At 57.2% G+C, this 13336-nt stretch carries 12 protein-coding genes; 10 read left to right on the top strand and 2 right to left on the bottom strand.

Translation table 11 applies throughout. From position 1 onward, the window contains the following. Positions 1-40: 40 nt before the first annotated feature. Positions 41-1099, bottom strand: a complete 1059-nt coding sequence (locus tag ACR0CW_RS11835; protein ID WP_170333472.1) for an ABC transporter ATP-binding protein — start codon at positions 1097-1099, stop codon at positions 41-43. Then, the gene (locus ACR0CW_RS11840; RefSeq protein WP_480787936.1) at positions 1096-1890 is read right to left on the bottom strand and encodes an IclR family transcriptional regulator; all 795 of its coding nucleotides are present in this window, start codon (positions 1888-1890) and stop codon (positions 1096-1098) included. Before ACR0CW_RS11840 ends, ACR0CW_RS11835 begins: the two co-directional genes overlap by 4 nt. Positions 1891-2034: 144 nt before the next feature. On the opposite strand from ACR0CW_RS11840, the gene ACR0CW_RS11845 reads away from it, so the two are divergent. The 10 genes from ACR0CW_RS11845 to ACR0CW_RS11890 all read left to right on the top strand — a co-directional run bounded on the left by ACR0CW_RS11845 (position 2035) and on the right by ACR0CW_RS11890 (position 13302). After that, the gene (locus tag ACR0CW_RS11845) at positions 2035-3294 is read left to right on the top strand and encodes an ABC transporter substrate-binding protein (RefSeq protein ID WP_155148443.1); all 1260 of its coding nucleotides are present in this window, start codon (positions 2035-2037) and stop codon (positions 3292-3294) included. A gap of 94 nt (positions 3295-3388) precedes the next feature. After that, positions 3389-4315: a carbohydrate ABC transporter permease gene (locus ACR0CW_RS11850; RefSeq protein WP_155148445.1), complete on the top strand. Its 927-nt coding sequence runs from the start codon at positions 3389-3391 to the stop codon at positions 4313-4315. A gap of 1 nt (position 4316) precedes the next feature. Beyond that, positions 4317-5165, top strand: a complete 849-nt coding sequence (locus ACR0CW_RS11855; protein WP_155148447.1) for a carbohydrate ABC transporter permease — start codon at positions 4317-4319, stop codon at positions 5163-5165. 22 nt (positions 5166-5187) lie between these two features. Next, positions 5188-6528 (top strand): alpha-galactosidase, encoded by a 1341-nt coding sequence (gene melA / locus ACR0CW_RS11860; RefSeq protein WP_480787937.1) that lies wholly within the window; start codon positions 5188-5190, stop codon positions 6526-6528. A 24-nt stretch (positions 6529-6552) separates the two neighbouring features. Beyond that, positions 6553-8262 carry an IlvD/Edd family dehydratase gene (locus ACR0CW_RS11865; protein ID WP_480787938.1) on the top strand — a complete coding sequence of 570 codons (1710 nt, stop codon included), beginning with the start codon at positions 6553-6555 and terminating at the stop codon, positions 8260-8262. Continuing rightward, entirely contained in the window at positions 8262-9029 is a 768-nt protein-coding gene (locus tag ACR0CW_RS11870; RefSeq protein WP_480787939.1) for an SDR family NAD(P)-dependent oxidoreductase, read from the top strand. The genes ACR0CW_RS11865 and ACR0CW_RS11870 overlap by 1 nt, the downstream gene beginning before the upstream one ends. 4 nt (positions 9030-9033) lie before the next feature. Continuing rightward, positions 9034-9927 (top strand): 2-dehydro-3-deoxygalactonokinase, encoded by an 894-nt coding sequence (locus ACR0CW_RS11875; RefSeq protein ID WP_480787940.1) that lies wholly within the window; start codon positions 9034-9036, stop codon positions 9925-9927. After that, positions 9924-10526, top strand: coding sequence for a 2-dehydro-3-deoxy-6-phosphogalactonate aldolase (locus ACR0CW_RS11880; RefSeq protein WP_480787941.1), 603 nt, complete (start codon positions 9924-9926; stop codon positions 10524-10526). The genes ACR0CW_RS11875 and ACR0CW_RS11880 overlap by 4 nt, the downstream gene beginning before the upstream one ends. Next, a complete protein-coding gene (locus ACR0CW_RS11885) occupies positions 10526-11386 on the top strand; it encodes an SMP-30/gluconolactonase/LRE family protein (RefSeq protein WP_480787942.1) in 861 nt (286 codons plus the stop codon). Before ACR0CW_RS11880 ends, ACR0CW_RS11885 begins: the two co-directional genes overlap by 1 nt. Next, complete coding sequence (locus tag ACR0CW_RS11890; protein WP_480787943.1) at positions 11383-13302, top strand: beta-galactosidase; 1920 nt, start codon at positions 11383-11385, stop codon at positions 13300-13302. The genes ACR0CW_RS11885 and ACR0CW_RS11890 overlap by 4 nt, the downstream gene beginning before the upstream one ends. Positions 13303-13336: the final 34 nt, after the last annotated feature.

Below are 13336 nucleotides of genomic sequence, written 5' to 3' on the forward strand. Positions count from 1 at the left end.
GTTTCACCCGACAGTGAAACTACAGGTCTGCGGACCACTATCACCGCAGTCGTTGCCCGCTTTCCGGATCAAACAGCATTGCACGTTCAGGACGCACTGAAATACCGATCCGTTCACCTTGCGCACTGCGCTGATCATCCCGCTCTTCCACGATCATCTTGTCGCCGTTCGAAGCGATCAGATAGGTGTAGGACACCCCGCCAAGCGCTTCGGTCAGATCAACAGTGCAGGTGTCGCCTGCGCGATCCACCTGAATATGTTCAGGGCGAATGCCCAGCGTTACCTTCGTTGCACCTGCTGGCACAGACGAGGTTACGGGGATCGCATCCGTCAGAGCCGGATGCCGCACCATCCCGTCAACGATGTCACAATCAAGAAAGTTCATCGAAGGGGAGCCGATGAAACCCGCCACAAACTGGTTATCCGGATCACGATACAGATCCATCGGTGCACCGACTTGCTCGATCCGCCCATCACGCAGCACAACGATCTTATCGGCCATGGTCATCGCCTCGACCTGATCGTGGGTCACATAGATCATCGTCGCACCGATTTCCTGATGCAGACGCGCAATTTCAACCCTCATTTCGACCCGCAGCTCTGCGTCGAGGTTCGATAGGGGTTCGTCAAACAGGAAAACTTCCGGCCCGCGAACGATCGCGCGGCCGATGGCAACGCGCTGGCGCTGACCACCTGACAGGGCTTTGGGTTTACGTTTGAGATACGGGCCCAGTTTCAGAATTTCAGACGCTTCCTGAACCTTTGTGTCGATCTCTGCCTTGGGCACACCATTCATGCGCAGGCCAAAACCCATATTCTCGGCCACACTCATATGCGGATAGAGCGCGTAGGTCTGGAACACCATCGCAACGCCGCGCTTGGCGGGATCAACATGCGTGACTTCGCGTTGACCGATGTGAATTTCGCCCTCGGTGGTTTCTTCCAACCCCGCGATCATTCGCAGCAATGTTGACTTGCCACATCCCGAAGGTCCGACGAATACACAGAATTCGCCATCCTCGACCTGCAGGTCCACGCCGTGAATAACCTGTGTCTGGCCATAGCGCTTGATTGCGCCATTCAGAGTAACGCCCGTCATGATGCTTGCATCCTGTTCTCGCGGCTTTCCGGAAACCGCCACGCTTGTGCTTCGGCCCCGATCCGTTCAGCGGCCTGCCGAACGCGTGGAACCCATTTCTCCAATTGATCAAAGCCCATCCGCTCGGTCGAACCGGTCACGGAGATCGCGCCCAGCATCCGTCCACCAGAGGTTAGGATCGGACAGGCGATACAGATGATGCCGGGCTCATGCTCTTCATCATCAACCGCATAGCCACGATTGCGGATCAGCTCCAGATCAGCCCGCAATGCGTCAGCAGACGTAAGCGTGTGATCTGTAAAGCGGTGAAAGCTCTGCAATGAAATTGCCTTTTGCAGCCTGTCTTCATCCAGATAGGCCAGCATGGCCTTACCTACGCCTGTGCAATAGGCCGGACCGACTTTGCCAGCTTCTGAGTACATCTCGACCGGGTTCTTGGCGTTGCGCTTGTCCACATACAGAACCTGGCTTGCATCAAGCTGCGCCAAATGCACGGTTTCGCCTGTTTCAACGCTGAGCATATCCAATATGGGCCGTGCGATCGGCGCCAGCGAGCTTTGGGTCCAGGCCGAATGCGCCAATCTGACAAGTCGCAATCCCGGCGAATAGGTTTGCCGGTCAGGATCATATGAAAGCATGCCCTGATTGGTCAGGGATTGTAGAATTCTGTACAGGGACGCCTTTGGAAAGTCGCTGCTGTCCAACAGCTCTCCAAACCGGACGGGCCGCTGAAACGCGGCCACCTGTTCAAGCACGTCACATGCTTTGCCTATTGTTCCGTCACCTGCCACGGGTGCCCGATCTCCTCCACTTATACCCTCGCATCCTCCTCACGAGAGTATTGACAACGCTAACCGATTCGATGTGTAGTTTTCAATATATAAAACTTGGTTTCACTATTTGGAACCTCTAAATGGAAGCTAAGGGAGGAAACCATGCATTCCATGTTCAAGCGCACGGCGGCGGCGTTGGCTGCCAGTGTGGCAATTGCTGCTCCGGCATCAGCCGAACTCACCGGTGAGCTGCGAATCTTTCTCGACACGTCGAACCCGGCGCCTCGTGCGACGATGGAGGCGATGATCGACCGGTTTGCGGCAGAGCATCCGGGGCTGGAGATTGAAACGACGGTGATCGACCGTGAGGCGTATAAGACTCAGATCCGCAACTTCCTGACTGCGGATACACCGGACGTTGCCACATGGTACGCCGCGAACCGGATGAAGCCTTATGTCGAGGCGGGCCTGTTCGAGGATGTATCGGACCTGTGGGCCGAGCCTGAAATTGCCGAGAACCTGGCCTCAACCAAAGGTGCGATGACCATCGACGGCAAGCAATGGGGCGTGCCCTATACCTATTATCAGTGGGGTGTCTACTATCGTAAAGACATCTTTGACGAGCTGGGCTTGTCCGAGCCGACCACATGGGAAGAAGAGCTGGCCAACTGCCAGAAGATCGTCGATTCCGGTCGCGCCTGCTATACCATCGGCACCAAGTTTCTTTGGACTGCTGGTGGCTGGTTTGACTATCTGAACATGCGCACCAACGGGTTCGACTTCCATCAGCAACTCGCCAACGGCGAAGTCAGCTGGGAAGATGATCGAGTCAAACAGACCTTCGCGAACTGGAAACAGCTGATCGACATGGGCGCATTCATCGATAACCATCAGACCTATAGCTGGCAGGAAGCCCTGCCGTTCATGGTCAAGGGTGATGCCGCGGCTTATCTGATGGGTAACTTCGCGGTGGCACCGCTGCGCGATGCGGGTCTGACCGACGATCAACTGGACTTCTACCAGTTCGTTGCGATCAACCCTGATGTCGAACTGGCAGAAGATGCGCCAACCGATACGTTCCACATTCCGGCCAACGCATCGAACAAAGAAGCAGCTCGTGAGTTCCTGCGCTTTGTCGTGTCCGCGGACGAGCAGACCGAAATCAACAACGGCGCGAACCTGGGCCAACTGCCCGTCAACGCAAAGTCTTCGGTTGATAACGACAAGTTCCTGAACCAGGGCTTTGAAATGCTTTCGGCCAACAGCCCCGGCGGTGTTGCCCAGTTCTGGGACCGCGACGCGCCTGCCGAAATGGCAAAGGTCTCGATGGAAGGTTTCCAGGAATTCATGGTCAAGCCTGACAATGCAGACAAGATTCTGGCCAAGCTGGAACGCGCACGTCAGCGCATTTACGACAACTGATCAGGCTTAGGCCGGGCTAAGCCTGGCCTATGTCACCACCAATTGCAGGGCGGGCGTCAGCCCGCCTTCACCCCAACCAAACCCGAGATGCTCCATGACCATTGCCGTTGATGCACCAGAACAGGAAAGCTGGTTCCACAGAAACCAACAGCGCATAGCGCCGTGGCTGTTTCTGGCTCCGGGCATGTTGTTCTTCATGGTCTACGTGATCATCCCGGTGTTCCAGTCCTTCAACCTGTCTCTTTACGAGTGGGACGGACTTGGGGCTGCCGAATACGTAGGCTTTCGTAACTATGAAGACCTTTATTGGGAATGGGTCGACCGCGACGCCTTTTTCATATCGCTCAAGAACAACCTGATCTGGCTGATCCTTTATCTGCTGGCGATCCCGGCGGGATTGTTTATCGCATTGTTCCTGAACCAGACCGTGTGGGGCATCCGCCTCTATAAATCGCTCTTCTTCTTTCCCTTTGTAATTTCACAGGTTGTCGTCGGTCTGGTCTTCACATGGTTCTACGACCCGACCTTTGGCCTGTTGAACGAATTCCTCAGCCTGTTTGGAATGGGCCCGCTGAATGTTCTGGGCGATGAGCGCTATGTCACCTATGGCATCATTTTTGCGGGCCTCTGGCCGCAAACGGCCTATTGCATGATCCTGTATCTCACCGGCCTGAATGCGGTAGACCCCGAACAGATCGAGGCCGGACGTCTGGACGGCGCCAAAGGTTTTCGGATGCTGTGGCACATCATCCTGCCGCAACTGCGCCCCGCGACCTTCATCGCGTTTGTCGTCACCATCATCGGCGCTTTGCGATCCTTTGACCTGATCTCGATCATGACCCAGGGCGGGCCGTTCGGATCGTCGCGTGTGCTGGCCTACTACATGTTCGAGGTCGCGCTATCCGAATACGGTTTCCGCATGGGATATGGTGCCGCAATCGCAGTCATCCTGTTCCTGATCATGCTGTGCTTCATCGCCTATTTCCTCTGGTCGATGTACCGCGAAGAGAAGGGGCACTGAGATGTTTCCCAAACCTATCGAAAAACAACCTCGCGCAGCGCAAATCACCTATCAGGCCATGCTGCCATTGGCATTGCTGCTGTGGCTGGGGCCGCTGCTGGCGGTTGCCCTGTTTTCGGTCAAGCCCGAGGCTGACTTTACCAACGCCAACTACTGGGGCATGCCATCTAGCTTTGAGGGGGCATTCAACTATGGGCAGGTCTTCTTCAATTCAGACATGCCGCGTTACCTGCTAAACTCATTCCTGATCACCATTCCAACGGTTATCGGCGCAGTTGCGCTTAGCTGCATGACCGGCTTTGCGCTGGGGATATACAAGTTCAAATCGAACCTCTGGATTTTCTTCATGTTCGTCGCGGGTAACTTTGTTCCCTTCCAGATCCTGATGGTGCCGGTGCGCGACCTGACCCTGCAGCTAGGCCTCTACAATACCAAAACCGGGCTTGTCCTGTTCCACATCGCGTTCCAGACCGGATTTTGCACGCTCTTCATGCGCAACTTCATCCGTGCTCTGCCCTTTGAGCTGATCGAGGCCGCGCGCGTTGAAGGCATCAGCGAATGGCGCATTTTCTGGTACGTGGTTCTGCCACTGATGAAGCCAGCAATTGCGGCGCTCAGCGTGCTGATCTTTACTTTCATCTGGAACGATTACTTCTGGGCCGTGGTGCTGACTCAAGGCGCAGAAAGTCAGCCTGTTACGGCAGGTATCACCAGTTTCAACGCTCAGTTCAGGGCGGCTTATCAGTTAATGAGTGCCGGTTCCATCGTCGCGGCGCTGCCGCCGGTGGCCATGTTCTTCCTCATGCAGAAACACTTCATCGCGGGCCTGACGCTCGGAGCTGTAAAATGACGTCAAACCAAAGACTTGAAAAATGACCAAGATCACCTTTATCGGGGCGGGCTCCACGATCTTCATGCAGAATATCGTGGGCGACGCGCTGCTGACCCCAGCATTGGCGGACAGCCATTTCGCACTCATGGATATCGATCCTGTTCGGCTGGCTGAAAGTGAGGCCGTGGCAAATGCCATGATCCGCTCGGTGGGAACAGGCGCGACCGTATCAACTCATACCGACCGCCGGGCTGCGCTGGACGGGGCCGATTTCGTCATCACTGCTTTTCAGATCGGTGGCTACAAACCCTGCACGGTGACCGATTTCGAGATTCCCAAACAGTATGGCCTGCGCCAGACGATCGCCGACACACTGGGTATCGGAGGCATCATGCGCGGGCTGCGCACCGTTCCGGTTCTGTGGGATGTGGCGCAGGACATGATGCAGCTCTGCCCGAACGCGACGCTGTTGCAATACGTCAACCCAATGGCAATCAATACTTGGGCGCTTGCGGAACGTTTCCCTGCACTGAAACATGTGGGTCTTTGCCATTCAGTACAAAACACGGTCGAAGAACTGGCCCATGATCTGGACCTGCCCAAGGATGAAATCCGGTATAAGGTCGCCGGCGTCAATCACGTCGCATTTTTCCTGCGACTGGACCATGACGGTCGTGATCTCTACCCTTCGTTGCGTCATGGATATGCCGGTGGGCGCATTCCAAAACCACCGCTGTTGATGCCACGTTGCCCCAACAAGGTACGCTATGAAGTGATGGACCATCTGGGGTATTTCTGTACGGAAAGCTCGGAACATCTGGCGGAGTACGTGCCGTGGTTCATCAAAGACGGACGGCAGGACCTGATCGATCAATTCAGCATCCCTCTCGACGAATATCCAACACGATGCGAGGAACAGGTCGCCGGCTGGAAGGAACAGGCCAAAACCCTGACCGACGGACGAGATATCAAGGTTGTCCGCAGCCACGAATTTGCCGCCGACCTGATGAATGCAATCACGACTGATACTCCCTATGTGGCATACGGCAATCTACCCAATACCGGTCAGATTCCACAATTGCCGCTGGGGGCAGCTGTCGAAACCCCCTGCCTTGTGGATTCCAACGGTGTTCAGCCTTCCGTCGTGACGGACATTCCCCCGCAATTGATCGCCTTGATGCGCACGCAGATAAACGTGCAGGAATTGACTGTGCGTGCACTGGTTGAGCAGAACCCGGAACACATTTATCACGCCGCCATGATGGACCCCCACACTGCGGCTGAATTGGATCTGCGGCAGATACGCAGCCTGGTAAATGATCTACTAGTGGCACATGCCGATTGGCTGCCGGATTGGTGCAAACCCGCCAAGGCTGCCTGACCCCAATTTAGAAGGCTGAAAACAATGACAAAAAAGCGCCGCTCGCAACATTGGTACGGCAAGCTGGATAAGGATGGCTTCATTCACCGGTCGTGGATGAAAAATCAGGGTTTTCCCGATCACGCCTTCGATGGTCGTCCGATCATTGGCATCTGCAACACCTGGTCGGAACTGACGCCCTGCAACTCGGGCCTGCGGGATCTGGCCGAAGGCGTCAAACGTGGCGTTTGGGAGGCCGGAGGGTTTCCGGTCGAGTTTCCCGTCATGTCGCTAGGCGAGACCCAAATGAAACCCACCGCCATGCTGTTCCGCAACCTGCTGGCAATGGATGTTGAAGAGTCGATCCGCGCCTATGGCATCGACGGCGTTGTGCTACTTGGCGGCTGCGACAAGACCACGCCGGGACAGTTGATGGGCGCGGCCTCGGTCGATCTGCCTTCGATCGTGGTCAGTTCTGGCCCGATGCTGAACGGCAAGTATCGCGGTCAGGACATTGGCTCCGGCACCGATGTCTGGAAGTTCTCTGAGGCTGTGCGCGCTGGAGAGATGACCCTTCAGGACTTTATGAACGCCGAATCCGGCATGTCCCGCAGCGCCGGGGTCTGCATGACCATGGGTACGGCGTCGACTATGGCGTCGCTGGTCGAAGCGATGGGCATGAGCCTGCCCACCAACGCCGCACTTCCTGCAGTTGACGCCCGCCGCATGGCGCTGGCGCATCTGACCGGCAAACGGATTGTCGAGATGGTGGACGAGGACCTGAAGCCTTCGGACATTCTGATCAAGGAAGCGTTTGAAAACGCCATTCTGGCCAATGCCGCTGTTGGCGGCTCGACCAACGCGGTGGTTCATTTGCTGGCGCTGGCAGGCCGGGTGGGTGTTGATCTAACACTCAAGGACTTTGAAATCGGATCGGACATCCCACTGCTCGTCAATTGCATGCCGTCGGGCAAATATCTGATGGAGGATTTCTGCTATGCAGGCGGTATGCCTGTAGTGCTGAACGAGCTCAAATCCTTCCTGCGCCCGGCAAAAACTGTTCTGAACAAGGATATCTCGGCCCATTACGAAGGCGCAGAGTGTTTCAACAGCGACGTGATCCACAGTTTCGATGACCCGGTAAAACCCGCCGCTGGGCTGCGTGTATTGCGCGGAAACCTCGCCCCCAACGGCGCGATCGTGAAGCCTTCTGCGGCAACGGATGAGTTGTTGGAAACCGAGGCCGAGGCCTATGTCTTTGAAAACATCGAAGACCTGAAGGCCAATATCGACCGCGACGACCTGCCGGTCACGCCAGAAACCATTCTGGTACTCAAAGGCTGCGGTCCAAAGGGTTATCCGGGCATGCCCGAAGTGGGCAACATGCCGATCCCGGCCAAACTGGTGAGGGAAGGCGTACGCGACATGATCCGTATCTCGGATGCGCGTATGTCCGGCACTGCGTTCGGTACTGTCATCCTGCATGTCAGCCCCGAGGCGCAGGCAGGTGGCCCACTTGCACTGGTAAAAACCGGCGACCGCATCCGTGTTTCGGCCAGTAAGGGCGAGCTTGAGTTGCTGATCGATGAGGCAGAGCTGACCGCTCGCCGCGCCGCGTGGGAACCGGATGCACCGTATTATACACGCGGTTACGCCAAGCTTTACATCGATCATGTCCTGCAGGCCGATCAGGGCGCGGACCTTGATTTCCTTGTCGGCAAAGACACCCGCCTTGTGACCAGAGAGAGCCACTGATGGATCAACCAGCCACATTCCACGACCTCAAGGGCGCATCTGTCTTCATCACCGGGGGTGGGTCCGGGGTAGGTGCCTCACTGACCGACGGCTTTTTGGCACAGGGCGCCAATGTCGCCTTTATCGGCCGCTCTGATGCCACCGGCTTTGTTGAAGAGATGCGGGACAAACACGGGCGCGAGCCCTTGTTCCTGCAAGGTGACATCACCGATACTAAACTGCTGCATGCAACGATGGCCAAGGCCGCCGAAACCTTTGGGCCAATCAAGGTACTGGTCAACAATGCCGCCAATGACAAACGCCACGGGTTGTCCGAGACCACGACAGAGTTCTGGGACTGGATGATCGAGGTGAATCTGAAGGCCTACTACTTTGCCTGTCAGGAGGCCGCGCGGCAGATGCAGGATACCGGCGGGTCGATCATCAACTTCAGCTCGATCAGCTATATGATGGGTAATTCCGGCTATCCGATCTACACCACCTCAAATGCCGGGATTACCGGCATGACACGGTCATTGGCCCGCGAACTGGGGCCGCAGAAAATCCGCATCAACGCGCTGGCGCCCGGGTGGGTGCTGACACAGAAACAACTGGACATGTGGGCCACACCCGAAGATCTGGCAGCTCATATGGAACGCCAATGCCTGAAAGAGCATCTGACGCCCGAGGACATGATCGCACCGACGCTGTTTCTGGCCTCAGACGCCAGCCGCGCGATGACCGGTCAGTGCATGGTGGTCGATGGCGGCGTAGTGACAACGGGGTAGTGCCATGAATACAGAATGGATAGCGGTCGATTGGGGAACGTCACACCTGCGCGCCTGGGCCATGCAGGGCGAGACTGTGCAGGATCACGCGCAATCAGAAAACGGCATGTCCCGCGTGGCGGGTGGCGACTTTCAGGTGGCATTGTTAGAACTGATCGGTGGCTGGTTGGGCACTTCGCCAACCGACGTGGTCGCCTGCGGCATGGTGGGTGCACGGCAGGGCTGGGTTGAGGCTCCGTATGCGGCTGTACCCTCTGCTCCTTTGCCCAACAGACCAGTTCGCGTGCCGGATACAGATCCCCGCATCCGGGCCTTTGTTGTGCCCGGTCTGAAACAGGTCAATCCGGCAGATGTCATGCGAGGCGAAGAAACCCAGATCGCAGGGTATCTCGCAACCCGTCCAAATTGGGACGGCGTGATCTGTCTGCCCGGAACCCATACGAAATGGGTGCAGATCAGCGCCAGCGAGGTGGTCAGTTTTCGCACCTTCATGACCGGAGAGCTATTCGATCTGCTGCGCGGTCAATCCGTGTTGCGACACTCGGTTGCGGATGGCTGGGATGATGGTGCCTTTGCCGAAGCCGTTGCAGATACGCTGTCGAAACCCGAGCAATTGGCCGCTCGACTGTTTGGCCTGCGCGCAGCCGATCTGCTGCACGGGCAGGATGGGGATACCGCCCGGGCACGCCTGTCAGGCTATCTGATCGGAGCCGAACTGGCCGCCACTCGCCCCTATTGGCTGGGGCAGCAACTGGCAATCATTGGCGCCCCGGGTCTGGCGGATGCATATTCAAATGCGTTGCAACAGCAAGGCGCCTTTGTGGAAAGCGCTGACGCAACCCAATCAACTCTGGCAGGTCTGATGCAGGCCCGAAACCTGACGAGGCAACACGCATGAGCCGACCCATCATTGCGATCCTGCGTGGTTTACGTCCGCATGAGGCCATTCCGGTGGGACACGCCCTGATCGATGCGGGGATCGACCGGATCGAAGTCCCTTTGAACTCACCAGACCCGCTGGACAGCATCGGCGCGATGGCCCGAGAGTTTGGTGACAAAGCCCTGATCGGCGCGGGCACCGTGCTGACGCCGGAACAGGTCGATGCGGTTGCCGATGTCGGTGGCAAGCTGATCGTGTCGCCAAATTACGATGCGGATGTGATCCACCGATCCGTTGAATTGAACCTGCAAAGCTGGCCGGGTGTTTACACACCGACCGAAGCCTTTGCCGCACTCAAGGCCGGCGCAACCGGGTTGAAACTGTTTCCCGGTGTGATGGCAGGCCCAACCGGCTTGGCTGCATTGCGGCCTGTATTGCCGGCAGGAACACTTGTCTTTGCCGTCGGTGGTGCCGGGCCGGATAACTTCGGTGATTGGATCAAAGCCGGAGCCGACGGGTTTGGTATAGGTTCAGCGCTTTACAAGCCGGGTATGGATGTCAACGAAATCGCTGATCGTGCCCAAAAAATCGTTGCCGCCTATGATGAGGCCGCCTGATGAGCTTCATCTATGACGACCGGCCCTGCGAGTTGGGCGAAGGTCCGCTGTGGCACCCTGAACGGAAACAGCTTTTCTGGTTCGACATCGTCAACAAGCGCCTGATGACGCGAGCAAACAATGAGCCCCAAAGCTGGGATTTTGCTGAACATGTCTCTGCCGCAGGATGGGTTGACCGGGACACGCTGCTTGTCGCCTCAGAAACCGGTCTTTGGCGGTTTGGATTGGAGAATGGTCAGAAAGAACTGATCTCACCCATGGAAGCAGACAATCCGGTAACCCGATCAAACGATGGCCGCGCCGATCCCTGGGGCGGGTTCTGGATCGGGACCATGGGAAAACAGGCCGAACCCGGCGCCGGAGCGATCTATCGTTTCTACCGTGGGGAATTGCGTCAGTTGGTTTCGGACATCACCATCTCGAACGCCATCAGTTTTGCGCCGGACCAATCCTGCGCTTATTTCTGCGATACCGTGACCAGACAAGTCAGGCGTTGGGGTCTGAACCCCGAAACCGGTTGGCCCGAAGGGAACAGCGCGGGGTTTCTGGACCTTCGCAGCGAAGGCCTGAACCCGGATGGTGCAGTGGTGGATGCCGAGGGAAACATCTGGATTGCACAATGGGGCGCATCGCGCGTTGCGGCCTACAGCCCCAGTGGACAGTTCCTCAAGGCCGTGCAGTTTGACGCTCGGCACGCCTCGTGCCCCGGCTTTGGCGGCGACGATCTGACGACGCTTTTCTGCACAACGGCCCGCGAGGGCTTGGATGCGCATACAATCGAAACACAACCTTCTAACGGAATGACCTTCGCCGCACCAAACGTGGCACAGGGTCAGGCGGAACACAGAGTCATCCTATGAAGCCGGAACTTGGCGTTTGCTACTATCCCGAACATTGGCCCGAGGCGATGTGGGCCGACGATGCTGCCCGCATGGTCGAAACAGGTTTGACATGGGTTCGCATCGGCGAGTTTGCCTGGAGCCGGATGGAACCCACGCCCGGCCATCTGAAATTCGACTGGCTGGACCGAGCGATTGAGACGCTCGGGAACGCCGGGCTGAAGGTTGTCCTGGGGACACCCACGGCAACACCGCCGCGCTGGATGCTGGAAAAGCACCCAGACATGCTGGCCGTTGATGCCCAAGGTAACCCGCGCAAATTCGGGTCACGCCGGCACTATTGTTTCAGCCATCAGGGCTATATCGACGAATGCTGGCGCATCGCGCGCATCATGGGGGAACGATACGGGCAAAACCCGCATGTCGCCGCCTGGCAGATCGACAACGAATATGGCTGTCATGACACCACTGTCAGCTACAGCGCATCTGCCCTGCAGGCATTTCGGAACTGGTTGGCGTCCGAGTACGGCACCATCGACGCCTTGAACGAGGCATGGGGAAATGTCTTTTGGTCGATGGAATACAACAGTTTTGACCAGATTGATCTGCCGAACCTGACTGTGACCGAGCCCAACCCATCCCATGTTTTGGCTTTCCGTCGTTTCAGTTCGGATCAGGTCGTTGCATTCAACACGGCGCAGGTAAATGCGCTGCGTCCGCTGACCGATGCCCCGTTGCTGCACAACTACATGGGACGCATATTGGATTTCGATCATTTCAAGGTCGGGACAGATTTGGATATCGCTACATGGGACAGCTATCCGATCGGCTTTCTTTCAGATCGGCTTGAGGCAGACGAGGCACACAAAACCGCCTATCTGCAGCAGGGCGACCCGGATATGCAGGCCTTTCATCACGATCTCTATCGTGCGGTCGGGCGTGGCAGATGGTGGGTAATGGAACAACAACCGGGCCCGGTGAACTGGGCGCCCTACAATCCTGCCCCACTGCCCGGCATGGTGCGCCTGTGGTCACTTGAGGCCGTTGCGCATGGTGCCGAAGTCGTCAGCTATTTCCGCTGGCGCCAGGCCTCATTTGGTCAGGAACAGATGCACGCGGGGCTTATGACGCCGCATAACCGCGCAGCACCCGCACTGACTGAAGCGCGGCATGTGGCTGATGACCTGACCAAGCTCGGCGATGTTCATCAGCAGGTGGCAGAGGTTGCGATCGTCTTCGACTATGCTTCGGACTGGGCCTGGAACACCCAACCTCAGGGTGCCGGGTTCGACTACTTCAGACTGGTTTTCTCGACCTACAAAGCCTTGCGACGCGCTGGCCTGTCTGTAGATTTTGTATCTGCTGCAGATATCCCGGCAGATCAGTACAAGCTGGTCCTGGCGCCGGGTCTGGCGTCACTGGACACTGAACAAACAGATCGTCTGGAAGCGTCCGGATCACTGGTCATCCTCGGACCAAGAACCGGCGCGATAACAGATGATTTTCAAATCCCGCAACAAGGTCGCCCCGGTCTGTCAGGTCTGGATTGCGACGTTGATCTCATCGAAACCCTGCCCCCAACCAGTGAACGGTCAGTTGAGGGTGGTGGCGCTGCATTGCATTGGGTTGAACGGCTGTCCGGCGAAGCCGGGAATTTACTGACATTCTCAGACGGAAACCCAGCGCTGATGACTTCGGGCAACCTATGGTATCTCGGGTGCTTTCCGGATGAAGCCCTGTGGGACCGCGTCATTGAGTTGGCCGTGCGCGAAGCCGGCATCGCGCTGCATCCCATGCCCGCCGGATTGCGACGGCGCGAAACGGCAGAGCATGTGTTTCTGATCAATTACAACGCACAACCGGTTACGTGGAACGATCATGACATCGGTGGATGCGATGTCACCATCCTGAAACGCAACCCGCCCGGACAAGACTGACCTGACCGGGCGGGACGCTGTTTATGCAAGGCGT

The organism is Ruegeria sp. CH6, from assembly GCF_056537005.1.